Raw genomic sequence first — 17,499 nt, forward strand, 5'->3', positions numbered from 1 at the left:
CACGGGGGAACCTGTAAGCTTCCCGCGCGTCAACCACAGGAACGGCGCAAAACAGCGCCCCGGAGCCAAGGATTAAGATGACCGTTTTCGATTCGATCAGGAAGGCGATCGTACCCATCCACAAGGAGGGTTACCCCTTCATCGCGATCTTTCTCGTCGCGACGCTCATTCTCGGCTGGATCGCCGATCCGCTGTTCTGGATCGGTCTGTTCGCCACGCTCTGGTGCGCCTATTTCTTCCGCGATCCCGAGCGCGTCGTGCCGCAGGATGACGACATCGTGATCAGCCCTGCCGACGGTCTCGTCTCCTCCGTCAGCGAGGAGATCCCGCCGCAGGAAATGGGTCTCGGAAGCGAGCCGATGCTCAGGATCTGCGTGTTCATGAACGTGTTCAACTGCCATGTGAACCGCGCCCCCATGGCCGGCACGGTGCGCGGCATTCACTATCGCCCGGGCAAGTTCCTCAATGCCGAACTCGACAAGGCGAGCGAGGACAATGAGCGCAACGGCGTGGTGCTGGAAACGGCCCATGGGTCCATCGGCGTCGTCCAGATCGCCGGTCTCGTCGCCCGCCGCATCGTCTGCTTCGTCGAAAACGGCGATGTGGTCGACGCCGGCGAGCGTTTCGGCCTCATCCGTTTCGGCTCCAGGCTTGACGTTTACCTTCCCGCCGGCGCCACGCCGCGCGTCGCGGTCGGTCAGACGGCGACCGCGGGCGAAACGGTTCTCGCCGTTTTCGGTGACTTTGAACTGCCTGTGGCCGGACGGCGGATCTGATGAGTCGGAATGAGACCGACGGCCCCCTCGCGACGCGGAAGACATCCGGCTCGGACCTGTCCGGCCGGGGTCCGCGTCTGCGCGAAATTCCGCTGCGCCTGATCCTCCCCAATCTCGTCACCGTCCTTGCCATCTGTGCCGGACTTTCCGGCATCAGGCAGGCGATCGAGGGGAAGTTCCCCGAAGCCGTGATGATGCTGCTGATCGCAGCCTTTCTCGACGGCATCGACGGCCGGCTGGCGCGGCTTCTGAAAGCATCTTCGAAATTCGGCGAGCAGATGGATTCGCTTGCCGACATCGTCAATTTCGGCATCGCTCCGGCGCTGGTCTCCTATATCTATCTGCTTGACAATGCCGGAACGCCGGGCTGGATCGCCGCGCTGCTCTATGCGATTGCCGCCGCGCTGCGCCTTGCGCGCTTCAACGTGATGGCCGACCGCAAGCGCAAGGCCAGCTGGCAGGGCGAGTATTTCGTCGGCGTGCCTGCGCCTGCGGGCGCGATCATCGTGCTTCTGCCGGTCTATCTCGGCTTTCTCGGCATGGAGCCGAGCCGCGGCATCGCGCTTGCCGCGTCGCTCTATACGGTGCTCATCGGCTTCCTCCTGATCAGCCGCCTGCCTGTCTGGTCGGGCAAGAGCCTCGGCCTCAATGTCCGTCGCGAATTCGCGCTGCCGATGATGCTGCTGGCCGTTCTCTCGGTCGCGCTTCTCGTGGCCTATACCTGGCATATGATGATTGCCGGCTCCGCGCTCTACCTTGCGGCCCTGCCGCTCGGCGCCCGCGCCTGGCACTCGAAATACGGCACGCTGGTGATGGAGGAGGACGGCGATGACGATGACGAGGACGATCCGGACCACCCGCGCAAGAACCGGCTCGATCTCGATATCTGACCCGACCTTCCGGATGCGGGCGCCTCAGAAGAGGTCCATCTGTTCGCCGGACCGCGGCTCCGGCGCGTCCGGCAGAAGCGCGGGTCCGATGGGCTCGATCAGATCCGCGCCCAGATTGCGGGCATTGCTGACAGCCTTTGAAACTGGAAAGGCCTCGAAGAAGTCATCCGGCGCCGGCTTCATCAGGTCGGCCACATGGCGCGGCTCGAGATCGCGGCAATCAAGCCAGCGTTCGAAATCCTCCGGCATGATGATCACCGGCGAGCGGTCGTGCAGTTTCGCCACCACGCCGCTTGCCTGCGTGGTCAGGATCGTGCCGGTATCAAGCTCCGTGCCGTCCGCGCCCTGCCAGGGCGACATCAGGCCGGCGAAGGCGATGAGTCCGCCATGGCGCGGGCGGATCCAGTAGGGCTGGGCCGTGCCCTTGCCGCCCGCCTTGCGCCACTCGAAGAAGCCGCTTGCCGGCACCAGCGTGCGGAAATGGCGCAGGGCGCCGCGAAAGGCCGGCTTTTCCGCAGCGCTTTCCGCGCGCGCATTGAAAAGAAGCGGGAAGTCCCGGCCATCCTTCACCCAGGCCGGAATAAGCCCCCAGCGCACCAGAAGCGCCGTCCGTCCTTGACCGCCGCCGGTCAGTTCCGAGGCGTTGACAACCATCAGGATCGGTTGCGAGGGGGCGATATTGTAGCGTGGCGGAAACGGGTCGATCCCGGTCAGATCGAAGGCTTCCGCTGTCGCCTCTGGGCTTGTTATCAATCCGAAACGTCCGCACATTCTGAATAGATTTCATCTTGCGCGGCGGAAGACAAGGTCCGTCAACGCATGCCGGAAGGACTATCATGACCGTTTCACCCAAACCCGCCTCCTCCGTGATCGTCAGACGCGGCGAGAAATTCCTGCTCGTGCGCAGGGCCAATCCGCCGGCGCAGGCGATGTATGCCTTTCCCGGCGGCAAGGCAGAGGAAGGCGAGACGGCCGAACAGGCCGCAATCCGCGAACTGGCCGAGGAAACGGGGCTTATTGCCGCGTCCGCCCGAAGATATGCCGTCTACGACCTGATCGACCGCGACGACGATGGGCGCATCACGAGCTTCTACCGGCTGAGCGTCTTTCTCGCGGATGTCGATGGGGCAGCCGTCGCGGCCGCTGCCGACGATGCCGATGACCTCGGCTGGTACGCGCTTGAGGAAATCCGCGTCCTGAACGTGCCGACCAGCGTGCTCGAATGCGCCGAAAGGCTCGCATCGCCGGATTGAACTGTGGCGCGGGCGTCACAGCAACGCGGGAACAATCGCGGCGATGCCGTCGCGTTAACCGGCTGTTCACTTTTTATGGCAGCGCCGCTGACAGAACGACCAAAATGTTGATACGGTAGTGACCGAACGACCAAGAACGAGAAGCCAGCAAGGAACAGAGATGAAGCCGAATGCCAATGAAATCGACGACATGATCGTGCGCGAAAAGATGCAGGCGGCTCTCGAATACCAGAACGAAGCTTGGGCCGACGGCGTTGCCGACGGCATCGAACCCGAGATCATCGCCGATGCGGCGCTGGCGCTCGCCATGCGTGAAACCGTCCGCATGATCGGCGAGGAAGGCGCGGAGGCGATGCTGGAATCGCTGCGCGAGCGCATGCTGGCCGGTGAGTTCTCGCCCGATCGCATCCTTCAGTAATCCCGGCCTGGCTGCCGAGCCGCCCTCCTCCCCGCATTGACGAATGCCGCTTCGCGCGTGACAAATCGGATCGCGATTCGATCCGCGCCGCGCATGAAAGGGACGACAATGGCATTGATCCATCTTCCGGACAGAGCCTTCATCACGCTTGAGGGCGAAGACGCCGAAGCGTTTCTGCAGAACCTGATCACCACCAACATCGATGGGCTTGCCCCCGGCGAGGCCTGGCCCGGCGCGCTGTTGACGCCACAGGGCAAGATCATGTTCGATTTCCTGATTTCGCGCGGTCCGGCGGGTTTTCTGATCGAGACCCATGCCGGGGACCAGGCCGCGCTCGCCAAGCGGCTGATGCTTTACAAGCTACGCGCCAAGGTGACGATCGGCACGCCGGCTCATGACGGCGTCACGGCGATCGTCGGCGAGGACACTATTCCGGACAGCGCTGTTGCGGACAGGCGCTTTTCGCTCTCCGATGTCGCGCTCTTCCGCCTGCCCGATCGACTGGACGGCGCAGCGGATGACCCCGAGACTTATACTGCCTTACGGATCGAAGCCGGCGCGGCGGAGATGCACGCGGATTTCGCCGCCGAAGACGCCTTTCCCCATGACGTGCTGTTCGACAGGAATGGCGGTCTCAACTTCCGCAAGGGCTGCTATGTCGGCCAGGAAGTGGTCTCGCGCATGCAGCATCGCGGCACGGCGCGGCGAAGGCTGGTGCGGCTGGAGGCCTCCGAACCCTTCAACACGGATCAGGGCACTGTCGAGGCCGGCGGCAAGTATGCCGGCAGCCTCGGTTCGGTCAGCGGACATGCCGCCATGGCGATCGTGCGCATCGACCGGATCGCGGCGGCCGCCGGCGATGTCAGCGTCGGCGGCTTACCGGTCAGCGTCACGCCCTATGCCTGGAGCGGCGTATCGCTCGAGCCGACCGGCGCGGAGCCCGAGTAACCATGGCCAAGACTGATGCCCGAGCCTGGCAGCGCATGCTTTCCGGCCGCCGGCTGGACCTGCTCGATCCCTCCCCGCTTGATGTCGAGATCTCCGACATCGCCCACGGGCTGGCCCGCGTTGCCCGCTGGAACGGCCAGACGGTCGGCGCCCACGCCTATTCCGTTGCCCAGCACAGCCTTGTTGTCGAGACGATCTTCGTCCATTGCCACAAGGCAAGCCCCGAAGACTGCCAGATGGCGCTTCTGCACGATGCGCCCGAATATGTGATCGGCGACATGATCTCTCCGTTCAAGGCAGTCGTCGGCGGCGGATACAAGAGTGTCGAGAAGCGGCTGGAATCGGCCGTTCACCTGCGCTTCGGCCTGCCGCCGCATCCCTCGCGCACGCTGAAGGCGCGAATCAAGGCTGCCGACCGCATCGCCGCCTATTTCGAGGCGATCACCCTTGCCGGCTTTTCGCGTGCCGAGGCAAAGCGCTTTTTCGGCGAGCCCAACGGGGTGTCGATCGAGATGCTCGCGATCGAGCCGATGGCGACAACCGACGCCCAGACGCGGTTCTTGGCCCGGTTCTCCGAGATCGAGGCCGAGCGCGCCAGCCGGGAGGCGACGGCGAAGGGGAGCGTCGGATGAGTTCAGCCATCGTCGTCAGCCCGCTGGCGCGCATCGGCGAGATGGCTGCCCGTCACAAGTGCCGGTCCATGCTGTCGCTGATGGCGAACGGCCATGACTTTTCTCGGCCTGGGGTGATCGATCCGGCCCGGCACCTGACGTTGCGGATGAACGATATCGCCTTTGCCGGCAGCGGCAAGCTGGTTGCGCCGGAGGCTTCTCACGTCGAAGAGATCATCCGCTTTGCACGGGTCTCCGATGGTCCCCTGCTTGTCCACTGCTGGATGGGCGTATCCCGCTCTCCGGCCGCAGCGCTGATCGCGGCGCTGGCGCGCGCGCCTCTGCTCGATGATCTTGCGCTGGCAAAGGCGCTGAGGGCGGCATCGCCCTTTGCCACGCCGAATGCGCGTCTCATTGCCCTTGGCGACGAGGCGCTCGATCGGAAGGGGCGCCTTGCCGAAGCGGTCAGCGCGATCGGGCGCGGGCGCGACTGCCAGCTGAACCTGCCCTTCGTGCTGGAACCGCAGCGGCTTTTCGATGACGGTGGCGAAGTTGCAGCGATGCGCGAGTTTTCGTAGCATGGACTTACGCTGAAAACGCCCTAGCTAGGCAATAACTCAACTCGAACTTCCCAAGACAAGGCATTTTCAATGGATGGTATAGAGCAACAGGTCGGCGACATGTTCAAGGCGTCTGGCGATTTCGCCAACGCCATGTGGGCGCTGGTCATCACCTACACATTTTCGGTTCTGGGCGCCGTCATCCTGCTGATCGTCGGATGGATCGTGGCCGCGCTGGTGCAGCGATCGATCAAGAACGCATTCCTCAAATTCGAGAATGTCGACCGCACGCTTGCCGGTTTCTTCGGCAACATAGCGCGCTACGGCATACTGACCATCGTCATCATCATGGTGCTCGGCCAGTTCGGCGTGCAGACGGCCTCCATCCTTGCCGCTCTCGGCGCCGCCGGCCTGGCCATCGGTCTCGCCCTGCAGGGAACGCTGCAGAATATCGCGGCGGGCATCATGCTTCTCGTGTTGCGCCCCTTCCGCGTCGGCGAATATATCAGCACCGGCTCGATCGACGGCACGGTGCAGGAAGTCGGTCTTTTCGCCACCGAACTGAAGACGTTTGACGGCCTCTTCCGCCTGGCCCCGAACTCGACGCTCTGGAACGTCTCGATCACCAATTATTCGCGCGTCACCCAGCGCATGCACGAGCTTGCCATCGGTATCGGCTATGACGATGACCTGAAGAAGGCGATCGAGATCCTGCTCGATCTCGCCCGGAACAATGAGAACGTTCTCGCCGATCCCGAGCCCTACGCCTTCGTCAAGGAGCTCGGCGACAGCGCCGTTGTCGTCGCGATGCGCTACTGGGCACCGGGCCCCGTGTGGTGGAAGACGACGCATATCATGACCCGCGATGCCAAGCTCGCCTTCGACGAGGCCGGCATTTCCATTCCCTTCCCGCAGGTCACGCTGTCGACTCTGGACGGCGACGAACAGCTCCTCGAAAAAGGGGACGAGGCCGGAGACAAACCGGCGGAGAAGAGCTAGGATCAGGAACAAAGTTGCCGGCCTCGCGCCGGCTTCTTTTTTGATCCTTTACGCCGGAGCCTGTCATGAAGATTGCCGCCCTCAACATCTACCCGCTGAAAAGCGCGCGCGGGATCGCGCTTGAGGAAAGCCAGTGCGGCCCTTCGGGACTTGTCGGCGACAGGACCGCGGTGATCACGGACGCGGCCGGTCGGTTCATTACCCAGCGCGACATGCCGGCGCTGGCCCGGCTTTCCGCTGTCCGTCAGGACGACGGGCTGGTGCTCGCGATGGACGGTTCAAAACCGATTTTTGCTGCTCCGCGCCATGCCGACAGGCTTGATGTCACAGTGTGGAGAGACACGGTCAATGCCGCAACCGCCTCGAAAGACGTCGATGAGACGCTCTCGGAATGGCTCGATCGCCCGGTTCGCCTTGCCTTCTTTGACGATTCTGCCCGCCGCGTCGCAAGTCGCGACTGGGTTGAAACGGACACGCCGGTGTCCTTCGCCGACGGCTTCCAGCTTCTGGTGACCACAACGGGTTCGCTCGCCGCGCTCAATGCCGATCTTAGGGCCCACGGGGCCGAAACGGTCGGCATGGAGCGGTTCCGGCCGAATATCGTGCTCGACTGCGCGGAACCCTGGGCGGAGGACGGCTGGACCGGTATCGAGATTGCCGGAATCCGGTTCGACTTCGTCAAACCCTGCGCCCGCTGTATCATGACCACGCAGGACCAGGCGACCGGATCGCGCGACGGCGCCAATCCGCTACCGGCGATGGGGCGCATCCGCATGTCGGCGGACAGGCGGGTGCCCGGTCCGCTGTTCGGCTGGAACGCCGTGCCGCGCGGCGAAGGTCTGCTGCGGGTCGGCGACGCGGTGAAAGTCTCCGGAACGCGGGACGAGCGCTGGCCGCTGAGGCGGCGGGGCTGAAGTTCAGGTCGTTTCCTGTCTCTCCAGCGCCTTCAGCGTTGCCGCAATGAAACTGTCGCGGGCGCCGTCCGGCTTGATCCCGCGCGGCTCGTAGACGTGACGATCGAGAAAGAAACCGGTCAAGCGAAAGCCAGCGGAAAGACCATTCGGATCGGCGGCCGCGTTGAGATCGGTCCTCAGAAAATCCGGAAGCGCCAGCATCCGGTCGGCATAGGGCGCGCCGGCATCCCGCGACACCGCCCTGCCCGATTTCGGCGACACATAGACAAGATCGACCACGGAACCGTTGGCGGCGCAGCGCGCCAGATCAAGCCCGAAACCGAGTTCGTTCAGAAGCGCCAGTTCGAAGCGAACGAAAAGCTCGCCCGCCGATGCCGGGTCATCGAGATGGGCGATGATCACCTCGACGGCCTCGCACAGGTGCCGGTGCGGATCGCGTTCCGGAAGCAGGCGCAGCAGCGCCGCCATGGCCCGCATGCCGTGCAGCGCGGTTGCCGACTGCATCAGGAGCCCAGCACGCTGGCTGAGCGGCTCCACCCGGAACTCGCCGAGATGCTCGGAAAGCCTGGCCCGCCAGATGAGCGAGACCCGGTTACCGGGTTGCAGAACCGGCCGCATGGCGCGCGAGCGTCCGCCGCGCACCAGCCCCAGATGCCGGCCATGGGCAAGCGTCATCACCTCGGCAATGGCGCTGGTCTCGCCGTGGCGGCGCACGCCCAGAACAATGCCTTCGTCCTGCCACTCCATTGCTTACACCGCCCGGCTTTCACTGCGAATAGTCGAGCCCCATCTCGCGGTAGCGCTCAGGATCGTCGCCCCAGTTCTCGCGCACCTTGACGAACAGGAACAGGTGGACCTTCTGTTCGAGGATCTCGGACAGCTCCTTGCGGGCGGCCATGGAAATCGACTTGATCGCCTCGCCGCCCTTGCCAAGCGCGATCTTCTTCTGGCTGTGGCGTTCCAGATAGACCACCTGCTCGATGCGCACCGAACCGTCCTTGCGCTCCTCCCACTTCTCGGTTTCGACATGGGCAGAGTAAGGCAGTTCCTGGTGAAGCCTAAGGAACAGTTTTTCGCGGGTGATTTCGGCGGCAAGCTGGCGCATCGGCAGATCGGAGATCTGATCCTCGGGATAGTACCACGGGCCCTCCGGCAGGGCCTTCGCCAGATAGTCCATCAGGTCGTCACAGCCCGAGCCATTGGTGGCCGAGATCATGAAGGTCTGCTCGAAGCCGATCGCCTCGTTGGCGGCCGCCGCAAGCTTCAGCAGGTCTTCATGACGCACGCGGTCGATCTTGTTGAGCACCAGGATCTTCGGCTGGCGGACCTCTTTCAGACCTTCGAGAATGGCTTCCGCGTCGCCCTTAAGCCCGCGCTCGGCATCGATCAGCATCATGATGAGATCGGCATCGCGCGCGCCGCTCCAGGCCGCCAGCACCATGGCGCGGTCCAGCCTGCGGCGCGGCTTGAAGATGCCGGGCGTATCCATGAACACGATCTGGGCATTGTCATGAATGGCGATGCCGCGCAGCGTGGCGCGCGTGGTCTGCACCTTATGGCTGACGATCGAGACCTTGGCGCCGACGAGCCGGTTGACCAATGTCGATTTGCCGGCATTGGTCGGGCCTATCAGCGCGACGAAGCCGGAGCGGGTCGCGGCTATCTCTGCACCAGTTTCTTCGTCTGTCATTTGTTTCTCCTGCGGCTCACGCCAGAAAGCGAAAGACGATAAAACATTTTGAATTCAGTAAATTACTACGCCAAACTAAACGCACTCATGAATGCGAGAAGCATCAGCTCCCGGCTGTCCAGACGCCTTCGCGCTCCAGGAGCTTTGTAGCGGCAACCTGCTCGGCCGCGCGCTTGGAGCGGTCAACGCCGACCTCCGGCGCGACGCCCTTTACAGTGACCTTGACAGTAAACCGCGGTTCATGATCCGGCCCCGACCTGTCCTCGACGTGATAGGCCGGTGTTTCGCCGTGTTTGGCATGCGCCCATTCCTGCAGTTCCGTCTTGGCGTCGCGTCGCAGTTTGACGCCATCGGCAAAGAGCGGCTTCCAGTGCGTCTCGATGAAGCGGCGCGCCGGCTCCAGTCCGCCTTCCAGGTAGATCGCCGCGATCACGCTCTCGACCACGTCGGCGCGGATGGAGAGAACGCGTTTGCCCGTCAGCTTCTTCACGTCCTGGCCGGTCTTGATGAAGCGGTGCAGGCCGAGATCGTCGGCGACCCGGGCGCAGGCCTCCGCACTCACCAACTGGTTGAGGCGCACGGAAAGCTCGCCCTCGCTCGCCGTCGGAAAAAGCTTGAACAGGTTCTCCGCAATCACCAGCCCCAGCACGCGGTCGCCGAGAAACTCCAGCCGCTCGTAATTGCCGTCCTTGCCGTTGCGCGCGCTCGAATGGGTCAGCGCCCGCGCGATGCGCTCGCGATCGGCAAACGCGAAGCCGATCAGACTCGCCAGCGCATCGACGTCTTCCTCTCTTGCGTCCCGTGCCGCCATTCAGCCACCGATGACCTTAAACAGGCGATCCCAGCGCATGTTGAACGGCCACTTCCAGATTTCAGCGAAGGACGTGTCGTTGCCGAGCGAGAAGAAAATCAGGCTGGCGCGGCCGATCAGGTTCTCCGCCGGCACGAAGCCGACATCGAAACGGCTGTCGAGCGAATTGTCGCGGTTGTCGCCCATCATGAAGTAGTGCCCCTCGGGCACGATGAATTCGCGGGTGTTGTCGCCGGGCGAATTGCGGATCTCGTCAAGCGTGTCATAGCTCACGCCATCGGGAAGGGTCTCGCGGAAGACCGGAATGTCGCGGCCCGGATCCCGGCGATAGTCGGAGGTGAAGGTGCCGTCAGCGGTACGCGGAACCGGCTCGCCGTTCAGGTAGAGAATGCCGTTCTGCACCTGCACCCGGTCGCCTGGAAGACCGATCACGCGCTTGATGTAGTCGACACTCGGATTCGGCGGATAGCGAAACACCACAACGTCGCCGCGATCGGGATCGGAGCCGAAAATGCGGCCCTCGAAAAGGTTGGGCGAGAACGGCAGAGAATAGCGCGAATAGCCGTAGGAGAACTTGTTGACGAACAGATAGTCGCCCACCAGCAGCGTCGGCATCATCGAACCGGAAGGAATGGTGAAGGGCTGAAACAAAAATGTCTTGATGACAAGAGCGAGAAGCAGCGCCTGAACAATGACTTTGACATTGCTCCAGAGCGAGCTCTCCTTTTTTTCTTCTTCTTCGGCCACGCTTTGTTTCCTTCTTACACCCAGGTAGTCCGTTTGCCTGAGCTTTAGCCCCTCCATGCGGCACGGGCAATGTTTTTAAACGAAATTGCCGCCTCTACACAGCTTCGATGATGACGAAGGCCTGGGCGAGCGGGTAGTCATCGGTGATCGTCAGGTGGATGCGCGCCGTCATCCCATCCGGCGTCAACCCGGCAAGGTGCTCGGCGGCCCGGCCGGTCAGTTCCATGGTCGGCTTTCCGCCGTCAAGATTGACCACGCCCATCTCCCGCCAGAACACGCCGCGGGCGATACCCGTGCCGAGCGCCTTGGCGCAGGCCTCCTTGGCGGCGAAGCGCTTGGCGTAGGATGCGGCGCGATTGCGGCGCGCGTCAGACCGTTGCTGCTCGATCTGCGTGAAACAGCGCGCGGTGAAGCGATCGCCGTGGCGCTCGATCGATTTCTCGATCCGCCTGATATCGATGAGATCACTGCCCATTCCGAGGATCATCGTCTTGTTCTCCGCATCGGATCAGCTCTTGCTGCCCTCGGCGGCCCGGTTTTCCTGCGGCTTGTTGCCGCGCGCCTCGAGCATGGCCTGGCGTCGCTGCTGGAAGGACTGCACGGCAAAATAGGTCAGCCCGTAGAACAAGGCGCCGCTCAAGAGCGCCGGCAGCACCGCGCCGACGACCATCGGCTCCAGCAGGGGGCGCCAGAGATCGGAGAGCTCGAAGCGATGGACCATGTCGACAAGGTCGATATGATCGCGTCCGCCGACATCACGCCCGAGCAGCGCGCTGCCGAACCGCCAGGTGGAGAGCCAGATGAAGGGAAAGGTGAGCGGATTGCCAAAAGCCGTGCCGAGGGCCGCCGCTGCGTAATTGCCGCCGAAGAGGAAGGCCAGCAGAAAGGCCGAGAGAAAATGACCGCCGATGAAAGGCGTCCATGAGACGGCGACGCCGGCCGCAATGCCCATGGCAATCGCATGCGGCGTCGCCCTCAGCCGCACTGTGCGGTGATAAAGATAGACCGGCACGCGCCAGAAGCCCTTCCTGGGCCAGATCGCGGCGCGAAACCGTTGCCAATAGTTTGCCTGGGAACGTCTCTTAAAAAGCATCGCCTACTTTTGACATCTGGCGGGGGGATTGCAAGGGCGTAGACGGTTTCTTCGCCCGCTGCAACACCGATCGCCGGGCACGGCGACGGCGGGGCCGAGACAAGGCGCAATCAAGCGCATATCTGTCCGCCGGCTTCACACGCCAGATGTCGCCTGTCGGGGACCGGCCGGTCAATTTTCCTTCTGTTCGCCGGAACGGTGTTGCGGCGTCGGCCGGTTGGGGTCGAAGCTGTGGTCGATATTGTCGATCACATGCTTCACGCCGTCGACCTCCTTGTCGGTGACCTTGGGACTGGTAAAGCGCTTGAAGAAGCGCGTCAGACGATCCAGCATCTCATACCTTCCTTTCCTCGTTCGCTATGTCCGAGAGACACAACAAGCGTTAACAGAAAGACGCGGCGAAATCGTGGAAAGTTCCATATTTTCGCGGTTGCCGCGCTATTCGAAAAGACGGTTTACCGTTGCAACGCAATCGAGCGCCTTGAGCTGGTTCAATGTCTGCGTCAACTGGCGCAGGTCCCAGACTTCCATATCCATCGTCACCTCGGCGAAATCCTCGGCGACGACCTTCATCTGGATCGCGCGGATATTGACGCCGAGCGTCGCGATCGTCTCCGTGATACGGGCGAGCGTGCCCGGCTCGTTCAGGACGCTGATGCCGACGCGGGCGCGGAAGCGCTTGTCATTGGTGGAATCGATGTCCCAGCGGATGTCGATCCAGCGATCGGGCTCATCGTCGAAATGCTGCAGGTCCGGGGACTGGATCGGGTAGACGGTGATGCTGCCGTCATCGCCCGCAATGCCGACGATCCGGTCCCCCGGCACGGCGCCCGACGGCGCGAAGCGCACGGTTGCCCCGGCATCCAGACCGCGCAGTGGAAAGCCTGCCCCGGCCTCGCCGCCGTCTGCAGGTTCGGGAAGCTTGAAGGCCATGCCCTCGCCCTTCGGCAGGTTGACCCAACCCTCCTCGATGCTCGGCTTGATGGTGACGCGCTCATCCTTGTGATCGGGAAAGACAGCGCGCAGCACATCGCTCGACGACATTTCGTTGCGGCCAACCGCGGCGATCACGTCCTCGACATCGCTCTGCCCGAGACGATGCAGCACGGTCGACAGCACCTCGCGCGAAAAGGTCTTTCCGGAGCGGGCGAAGGTGCGCTCCAGGATGCGGTAGCCGAGGCCGCTGTACTGTTTGCGGATTGCCGCCCGCGTGGCGCGGCGAATGGCCGCGCGCGCCTTGCCGGTGACCACGATGCCTTCCCAGGCGGGCGGGGGAACCTGAACACCCGAGCGGATGATCTCGACCTCGTCGCCATTGTTGAGCCTGGTGACGAGCGGCATCATCCGTCCGTTCACCTTGGCGCCCACGCAGGTGTCGCCCACATTGGTGTGCACCGCATAGGCAAAGTCGATCGGCGTCGCGTCCTTCGGCAGGGCGATCAGCTTGCCCTTCGGCGTGAAGCAGAACACCTGATCCTGGAAGAGTTCCAGCTTGGTATGCTCGAGGAATTCCTCCGGACTGTCGCCCTCCGCCAACGCCTCGATCGTCTTGCGGAACCATGAGAAGACGCTGGTCTCCTCGTCCCCGACCTGCCCCTTGACGGTCTTGCCGTCCTTGTAGAGCGAATGCGCGGCAATACCGTATTCGGCGATCTCGTGCATGTGCTTGGTGCGGATCTGCAGTTCGATGCGCTGGCGCATCGGCCCGACGATGGTCGTATGCAGGGACTGGTAGCCGTTCTGCTTGGGGTTGGAGATATAGTCCTTGAACCGCTCCGGCACCATCCGCCAGGTGGTGTGCACGAGGCCGAGCGCCCGGTAGCAGGTCTCCACCTCGTCGACAATGATGCGGAATCCGTAGAGGTCCGACATCTGCTCGAAGGAGAGCGATTTCGACTGCATCTTGTTGAATATCGAAAAAGGCTTCTTCTGCCGGCCCTTGACCTTGACGTCCTCCAGTCCGTTCTTCTGCAGAAGCGCCTTCAGTTCGTCCTCGATGCTCTTGACCAGGGCCTCGTTCTGGCCGGAGAGGTCCTGCAGCTTGCCCTTGATGGTCTGGTAGGCATCCGGATTGATATACTGGAAGGAAAGGTCCTCCAGTTCCTCGCGCATGTCCTGCATGCCCATGCGGCCGGCGAGCGGCGCATAGATTTCCATCGTTTCCTCGGAAATACGCCGGCGCTTGTCCGGGCGCATGTAATAGAGCGTGCGCATATTGTGCAGCCGGTCGGCAAGCTTGACCAGCAACACGCGCACGTCATCGGCAACGGACAGGAGCAGCTTGCGCAGGTTCTCCGCCTGCTGGGCCTTGCGGGAGACGAGGTCGAGCCGCTTGATCTTGGTCAGCCCCTCGACCAGCGCGCCGATCTCGTCGCCGAAAAACGCGTCGATCTCGGCCCTCGTCGCCGACGTGTCCTCGATCGTGTCATGCAAAAGCGCGACCGCGATCGTGGACTCGTCCATATGCAGCTCGGTCAGGATCGCCGCGACTTCCAGCGGATGCGAGATGTAGGGGTCGCCGCTCGCGCGCCTCTGTCGGCCATGCTTCTGCATGGCGTAGACATAGGCTTTGTTGAGCAGTGCTATGTCGGCGTCAGGCTTGTATTTCTGTACCCGCTCAACAAGTTCGTATTGCCGCATCATGGCTGAAAGACCAGGCCCGGTCGGGCGAAATACGGGTCAGGCGCGGCCCGTTCTGACAGGAAAGGGAAATGCGGTGCGGGGCGCATGGACCCCGCATCACGGGCAATCAGTAGTCGTCGCCCTTTTCCGGCGGAACCAGACCCTCGATCCCGGCGCGCAGCTCTTCCTCCGACATCTGGTCGAAGGGGATGGCTTCGGGCTGGTCGGGGCGGTCTGCGGTCTCTGCGCCGACATCGTCCTCGGAAGCGGCGCTCTGCGTCTGTTCGGCTTCCGGCTCGTCCACCTCGACGTGACGCTGCAGGGAGTGAATCAGGTCTTCCTTGAGGTCGTCGGGCGAAAGTGTCTCGTCAGCGATTTCACGCAGCGCGACAACGGGGTTCTTGTCGTTATCGCGGTCGACAGTGATCGGAGCGCCCTGGGAGATGAGACGCGCACGATGTCCGGCGAGCAGAACCAGGTCGAACCGGTTGTCAACTTTGTCGATACAGTCTTCAACTGTGACACGTGCCATTGACTGTCCTTTTAGGTGATTTCTGTGGAAATGCCTCTCATAGAGACTCACATATCGGAATTCAAGAGCGCATTTTCAATCCCGCCAGGGGGTTTCGGAACAAACGGAGCTTTTGTCCGTTCACGGGATATAACTATGGGTTGAATGTTTCCGCATACGTGATTACATCACGTAAAAGTGCGACTGGCATTTTCGAGCTGCTGCCTTTATTTTGAAGGTTCTTTATTTATCGCAATTCGGGCCCGGCCCACGCAAAACTGGTTTTAGTGAAGGGTATTTTGCATGTTTGATCCGCGCGAAAAGATTGCGCTTTTTATTGATGGAGCGAACCTCTATGCCGCTTCGAAAAGCCTGGGATTCGACATCGATTATCGGAAGCTGCTGAAAACGTTCAACAACAAGGCTTATCTCCTGCGTGCCTACTATTATACCGCGCTGATCGAGGATCAGGAATACTCCTCGATCAGGCCGTTGATCGACTGGCTCGACTACAATGGCTACAAGGTGGTGACCAAGCCGGCCAAGGAGTTCACCGATTCCATGGGACGCCGGAAGATCAAGGGCAACATGGACATAGAGCTGGCGATCGACGCGATGGAACAGTCCGCCACGGTGGACCATCTCGTCATCTTCTCCGGCGACGGCGACTTCACCACCCTTGTCGAGGCGCTGCAACGCAAGGGGCGCAAGGTTTCCGTCGTTTCCACCATGTCGACCCAGCCGCCGATGATCGCCGATGACCTGCGCCGCCAGGCGGACCATTTCATCGATCTGGTCTCGCTGCGCAGCGAAGTCGGACGTGAACCTTCAGAGCGTCCGCAGCGGCAGGCGGAAGTCGTCTCATCGGATTTCGACGACTGACGACCAGACCCGCGCAACCGCGCGGCTCTGCCGCGCTCCGACTGACAGCGTTAACAGAGACCGCCTTAAAACAACCTTAAGGCGAAGAAATTATCAGCCAAGCTGCTTCAGAAGCCTGCTCTTTTCGCGATTCCAGTCGCGCTTCTTGACCGTCTCGCGCTTGTCGTGCGCCTTCTTGCCCTTGCCCAGCGCTAACTGCAGCTTCGCCAGTCCCCGTTCATTGAAATAGAGCTTCAACGGAATAAGCGTCATGCCCTCGCGGTTGACCGCCGAGCGCAACCGGTTGATCTCCCGTCGGCCGAGAAGCAGTTTCCGGCGGCGGCGGGGTTGGTGGTTGAAGCGATTGCCCTGCAGATATTCAGGCAGATAGGAGTTGATCAGCCACATCTCGCCATCCTCGTCGGAGGCATAGGATTCGGCGATATTGGCCTTGCCTTCGCGCAACGACTTGACCTCGGTTCCGGTCAGAACCAGGCCTGCCTCGAGCGTGTCGAGGATTTCGTAATTGAACCGCGCCTTGCGGTTTTCGGCGACCGTCTTGAAAGCGTCGCCCTTGCTGCCCTTCGGAGCCATGGTCTTTTCCGTATGCCTGAGCGGCGCTTGCCTGCGGCTGGACCATTGGGCGCTCATTATGAAGCGCCCGATGATCTCGTTTCTTTCCCTTGTCGCGCCGGTCGAAAAAAAACGGGTTCCGCTTTTACGACCGACGTTCTAACTTATTGAATTCAATCCGACTTCCGGAGCGATACGCTAGTCGATCAACCCGGCGTGGCGCAGGGCGGCATCGATGGCGCCGGCCGTGCGTTCCTCCACGCCGAGAAGCGGCAGACGCACGGCGTCGCTCATCCGTCCGATTCTCTTGAGCGCATATTTAGTGCCGCTGACGCCGGGTTCAAGAAACAGCGCCTTGTGCAGCGGCATCAGCCGGTCCTGATAGGAAAGCGCGGTCTTGAAATCCCCCTTCATCAAGGCCGTCTGGAACGCGCAGCAAAGCTTCGGCGCCACATTGGCCGTCACCGAGATGCAGCCGACGCCGCCGTGGGCGACAAAGCCGAGCGCGGTGGCGTCCTCGCCGGATATCTGGATGAAATCCGGGCCGCAGGAGATGCGCTGTTCGGAAACGCGCTCGATCTTGCCGGTGGCGTCCTTCACGCCGACGATATTCGGACAGTCCCTGGCAAGCTGGCCCATCGTTTCCGGCAGCATGTCGATAACCGAGCGCGGCGGGATGTTGTAAATGATGATCGGCAGCGTGATGGCCTCGGCAACAGCGGCAAAATGGGCATAAAGGCCCTTCTGGGTCGGCTTGTTGTAATAGGGCGTCACCACCAGAACGGCGTCCGCGCCGGCCTTCTCCGCATGCTGCGCGAGCTCGATCGCCTCGCGCGTATTGTTGGATCCCGCGCCGGCAATGACGGGCACGCGGCCCGCAGCAGCCTCGACGCACAGATCGACGACGCGCCGATGCTCGTCGTGGCTGAGCGTCGGCGATTCGCCGGTGGTCCCGACCGGCACGAGCCCGTGGCTGCCTTCGTCGATCATCCAGTTGACGTGATCGACAAAGCCCGCCTCGTCCAACGCTCCGTTCTCGGCAAACGGGGTGACAAGGGCGGGAATGGACCCCTTGAACATGCGGCTTCTCCTGGCGGCATTCATTTTAAAGCCGCATTCCTGTTTCAAAATCGATCGCACCATAATGCCGGACATGGGGCACTGCAAGCATTGCGTTCGGCATTGGAGGGGTCTTCCGCAGCCCTTGAAATTCGTCAGGGTT

22 protein-coding genes are annotated in these 17,499 nt (G+C 62.3%); 10 read left to right on the forward strand and 12 right to left on the reverse strand.

What is annotated here, in order from left to right:
* Positions 1-77: 77 nt before the first annotated feature.
* On the forward strand, positions 78-776 hold the full coding sequence (locus tag JET14_RS10720; RefSeq protein ID WP_200333444.1) for a phosphatidylserine decarboxylase: 699 nt from the start codon (positions 78-80) through the stop codon (positions 774-776).
* Positions 776-1,666, forward strand: a complete 891-nt coding sequence (gene pssA, locus JET14_RS10725) for a CDP-diacylglycerol--serine O-phosphatidyltransferase (RefSeq protein ID WP_200333445.1) — start codon at positions 776-778, stop codon at positions 1,664-1,666. Before JET14_RS10720 ends, pssA begins: the two co-directional genes overlap by 1 nt.
* A 24-nt stretch (positions 1,667-1,690) precedes the next feature.
* On the opposite strand, the gene JET14_RS10730 is transcribed toward pssA, so the two are convergent.
* A complete protein-coding gene (locus JET14_RS10730) occupies positions 1,691-2,437 on the reverse strand; it encodes an SOS response-associated peptidase (RefSeq protein WP_200333446.1) in 747 nt (248 codons plus the stop codon).
* Positions 2,438-2,502: 65 nt separating this feature from the next.
* Here JET14_RS10730 and JET14_RS10735 point away from each other — a divergent pair, with 65 nt between their 5' ends.
* The 7 genes from JET14_RS10735 to JET14_RS10765 all read left to right on the forward strand — a co-directional run bounded on the left by JET14_RS10735 (position 2,503) and on the right by JET14_RS10765 (position 7,369).
* Positions 2,503-2,919, forward strand: coding sequence for an NUDIX hydrolase (locus JET14_RS10735; RefSeq protein WP_200333447.1), 417 nt, complete (start codon positions 2,503-2,505; stop codon positions 2,917-2,919).
* A gap of 160 nt (positions 2,920-3,079) precedes the next feature.
* Positions 3,080-3,337, forward strand: coding sequence for a hypothetical protein (locus JET14_RS10740; protein WP_024707077.1), 258 nt, complete (start codon positions 3,080-3,082; stop codon positions 3,335-3,337).
* Between the two features lie 108 nt (positions 3,338-3,445).
* Positions 3,446-4,285: a YgfZ/GcvT domain-containing protein gene (locus JET14_RS10745; protein WP_200333448.1), complete on the forward strand. Its 840-nt coding sequence runs from the start codon at positions 3,446-3,448 to the stop codon at positions 4,283-4,285.
* A gap of 2 nt (positions 4,286-4,287) precedes the next feature.
* Entirely contained in the window at positions 4,288-4,917 is a 630-nt protein-coding gene (locus JET14_RS10750; RefSeq protein ID WP_200333449.1) for a YfbR-like 5'-deoxynucleotidase, read from the forward strand.
* Positions 4,914-5,474 carry a tyrosine phosphatase family protein gene (locus JET14_RS10755; protein ID WP_200333450.1) on the forward strand — a complete coding sequence of 187 codons (561 nt, stop codon included), beginning with the start codon at positions 4,914-4,916 and terminating at the stop codon, positions 5,472-5,474. The genes JET14_RS10750 and JET14_RS10755 overlap by 4 nt, the downstream gene beginning before the upstream one ends.
* 72 nt (positions 5,475-5,546) lie before the next feature.
* Positions 5,547-6,455, forward strand: a complete 909-nt coding sequence (locus JET14_RS10760; protein ID WP_200333451.1) for a mechanosensitive ion channel family protein — start codon at positions 5,547-5,549, stop codon at positions 6,453-6,455.
* Between the two features lie 65 nt (positions 6,456-6,520).
* Positions 6,521-7,369, forward strand: coding sequence for an MOSC domain-containing protein (locus JET14_RS10765; protein WP_200333452.1), 849 nt, complete (start codon positions 6,521-6,523; stop codon positions 7,367-7,369).
* A 3-nt stretch (positions 7,370-7,372) separates the two neighbouring features.
* Here the strand turns inward: JET14_RS10765 and recO are convergent, their stop codons facing one another.
* From recO to rpoZ, 9 genes are all read right to left on the reverse strand, one after another.
* Complete coding sequence (recO, locus tag JET14_RS10770) at positions 7,373-8,116, reverse strand: DNA repair protein RecO (RefSeq protein WP_200333454.1); 744 nt, start codon at positions 8,114-8,116, stop codon at positions 7,373-7,375.
* A gap of 19 nt (positions 8,117-8,135) precedes the next feature.
* Positions 8,136-9,059 carry a GTPase Era gene (gene era, locus JET14_RS10775; RefSeq protein WP_200333455.1) on the reverse strand — a complete coding sequence of 308 codons (924 nt, stop codon included), beginning with the start codon at positions 9,057-9,059 and terminating at the stop codon, positions 8,136-8,138.
* 103 nt (positions 9,060-9,162) lie between these two features.
* Positions 9,163-9,870 (reverse strand): ribonuclease III, encoded by a 708-nt coding sequence (gene rnc, locus JET14_RS10780; RefSeq protein ID WP_200333456.1) that lies wholly within the window; start codon positions 9,868-9,870, stop codon positions 9,163-9,165.
* Complete coding sequence (lepB, locus tag JET14_RS10785) at positions 9,871-10,617, reverse strand: signal peptidase I (RefSeq protein WP_200333457.1); 747 nt, start codon at positions 10,615-10,617, stop codon at positions 9,871-9,873.
* A 94-nt stretch (positions 10,618-10,711) separates the two neighbouring features.
* Positions 10,712-11,104: a holo-ACP synthase gene (gene acpS / locus JET14_RS10790; protein WP_036236298.1), complete on the reverse strand. Its 393-nt coding sequence runs from the start codon at positions 11,102-11,104 to the stop codon at positions 10,712-10,714.
* 21 nt (positions 11,105-11,125) lie between these two features.
* Complete coding sequence (locus JET14_RS10795; protein WP_200333458.1) at positions 11,126-11,710, reverse strand: DUF2062 domain-containing protein; 585 nt, start codon at positions 11,708-11,710, stop codon at positions 11,126-11,128.
* 171 nt (positions 11,711-11,881) lie between these two features.
* Complete coding sequence (locus tag JET14_RS10800; protein ID WP_200333459.1) at positions 11,882-12,043, reverse strand: hypothetical protein; 162 nt, start codon at positions 12,041-12,043, stop codon at positions 11,882-11,884.
* A gap of 105 nt (positions 12,044-12,148) precedes the next feature.
* Complete coding sequence (locus tag JET14_RS10805; protein ID WP_200333460.1) at positions 12,149-14,353, reverse strand: RelA/SpoT family protein; 2,205 nt, start codon at positions 14,351-14,353, stop codon at positions 12,149-12,151.
* 106 nt (positions 14,354-14,459) lie between these two features.
* Positions 14,460-14,864, reverse strand: coding sequence for a DNA-directed RNA polymerase subunit omega (gene rpoZ, locus JET14_RS10810; protein ID WP_024707065.1), 405 nt, complete (start codon positions 14,862-14,864; stop codon positions 14,460-14,462).
* 282 nt (positions 14,865-15,146) lie between these two features.
* Here rpoZ and JET14_RS10815 point away from each other — a divergent pair, with 282 nt between their 5' ends.
* Positions 15,147-15,725: an NYN domain-containing protein gene (locus JET14_RS10815; protein WP_200333461.1), complete on the forward strand. Its 579-nt coding sequence runs from the start codon at positions 15,147-15,149 to the stop codon at positions 15,723-15,725.
* Positions 15,726-15,818: 93 nt separating this feature from the next.
* Here the strand turns inward: JET14_RS10815 and smpB are convergent, their stop codons facing one another.
* Together smpB and dapA are read right to left on the reverse strand one after the other, a co-directional pair.
* A complete protein-coding gene (smpB, locus tag JET14_RS10820; protein WP_200333462.1) occupies positions 15,819-16,298 on the reverse strand; it encodes an SsrA-binding protein SmpB in 480 nt (159 codons plus the stop codon).
* A 177-nt stretch (positions 16,299-16,475) separates the two neighbouring features.
* On the reverse strand, positions 16,476-17,357 hold the full coding sequence (dapA, locus tag JET14_RS10825; protein WP_200333464.1) for a 4-hydroxy-tetrahydrodipicolinate synthase: 882 nt from the start codon (positions 17,355-17,357) through the stop codon (positions 16,476-16,478).
* Positions 17,358-17,499 lie beyond the last annotated feature (142 nt).

It is taken from the genome of Martelella lutilitoris, assembly GCF_016598595.1.
Lineage (GTDB): Bacteria > Pseudomonadota > Alphaproteobacteria > Rhizobiales > Rhizobiaceae > Martelella > Martelella lutilitoris_A.

Bases quoted from the DNA above. Each gene is read 5' to 3' on its own strand.
- JET14_RS10815 (WP_200333461.1), top strand. From the start codon at position 15,147: ATGTTTGATCCGCGCGAAAAGATTGCGCTTTTTATTGATGGAGCGAAC.
- JET14_RS10740 (WP_024707077.1), top strand. From the start codon at position 3,080: ATGAAGCCGAATGCCAATGAAATCGACGACATGATCGTGCGCGAAAAG.
- JET14_RS10720 (WP_200333444.1), top strand. From the start codon at position 78: ATGACCGTTTTCGATTCGATCAGGAAGGCGATCGTACCCATCCACAAG.
- JET14_RS10750 (WP_200333449.1), top strand. From the start codon at position 4,288: ATGGCCAAGACTGATGCCCGAGCCTGGCAGCGCATGCTTTCCGGCCGC.
- JET14_RS10765 (WP_200333452.1), top strand. From the start codon at position 6,521: ATGAAGATTGCCGCCCTCAACATCTACCCGCTGAAAAGCGCGCGCGGG.
- JET14_RS10730 (WP_200333446.1), bottom strand. From the start codon at position 2,437: ATGTGCGGACGTTTCGGATTGATAACAAGCCCAGAGGCGACAGCGGAA.
- acpS (WP_036236298.1), bottom strand. From the start codon at position 11,104: ATGATCCTCGGAATGGGCAGTGATCTCATCGATATCAGGCGGATCGAG.
- rpoZ (WP_024707065.1), bottom strand. From the start codon at position 14,864: ATGGCACGTGTCACAGTTGAAGACTGTATCGACAAAGTTGACAACCGG.
- JET14_RS10760 (WP_200333451.1), top strand. From the start codon at position 5,547: ATGGATGGTATAGAGCAACAGGTCGGCGACATGTTCAAGGCGTCTGGC.
- JET14_RS10805 (WP_200333460.1), bottom strand. From the start codon at position 14,353: ATGATGCGGCAATACGAACTTGTTGAGCGGGTACAGAAATACAAGCCT.
- era (WP_200333455.1), bottom strand. From the start codon at position 9,059: ATGACAGACGAAGAAACTGGTGCAGAGATAGCCGCGACCCGCTCCGGC.
- JET14_RS10800 (WP_200333459.1), bottom strand. From the start codon at position 12,043: ATGCTGGATCGTCTGACGCGCTTCTTCAAGCGCTTTACCAGTCCCAAG.
- JET14_RS10755 (WP_200333450.1), top strand. From the start codon at position 4,914: ATGAGTTCAGCCATCGTCGTCAGCCCGCTGGCGCGCATCGGCGAGATG.
- dapA (WP_200333464.1), bottom strand. From the start codon at position 17,357: ATGTTCAAGGGGTCCATTCCCGCCCTTGTCACCCCGTTTGCCGAGAAC.
- JET14_RS10735 (WP_200333447.1), top strand. From the start codon at position 2,503: ATGACCGTTTCACCCAAACCCGCCTCCTCCGTGATCGTCAGACGCGGC.
- pssA (WP_200333445.1), top strand. From the start codon at position 776: ATGAGTCGGAATGAGACCGACGGCCCCCTCGCGACGCGGAAGACATCC.
- smpB (WP_200333462.1), bottom strand. From the start codon at position 16,298: ATGGCTCCGAAGGGCAGCAAGGGCGACGCTTTCAAGACGGTCGCCGAA.
- JET14_RS10795 (WP_200333458.1), bottom strand. From the start codon at position 11,710: ATGCTTTTTAAGAGACGTTCCCAGGCAAACTATTGGCAACGGTTTCGC.
- JET14_RS10745 (WP_200333448.1), top strand. From the start codon at position 3,446: ATGGCATTGATCCATCTTCCGGACAGAGCCTTCATCACGCTTGAGGGC.
- rnc (WP_200333456.1), bottom strand. From the start codon at position 9,870: ATGGCGGCACGGGACGCAAGAGAGGAAGACGTCGATGCGCTGGCGAGT.
- recO (WP_200333454.1), bottom strand. From the start codon at position 8,116: ATGGAGTGGCAGGACGAAGGCATTGTTCTGGGCGTGCGCCGCCACGGC.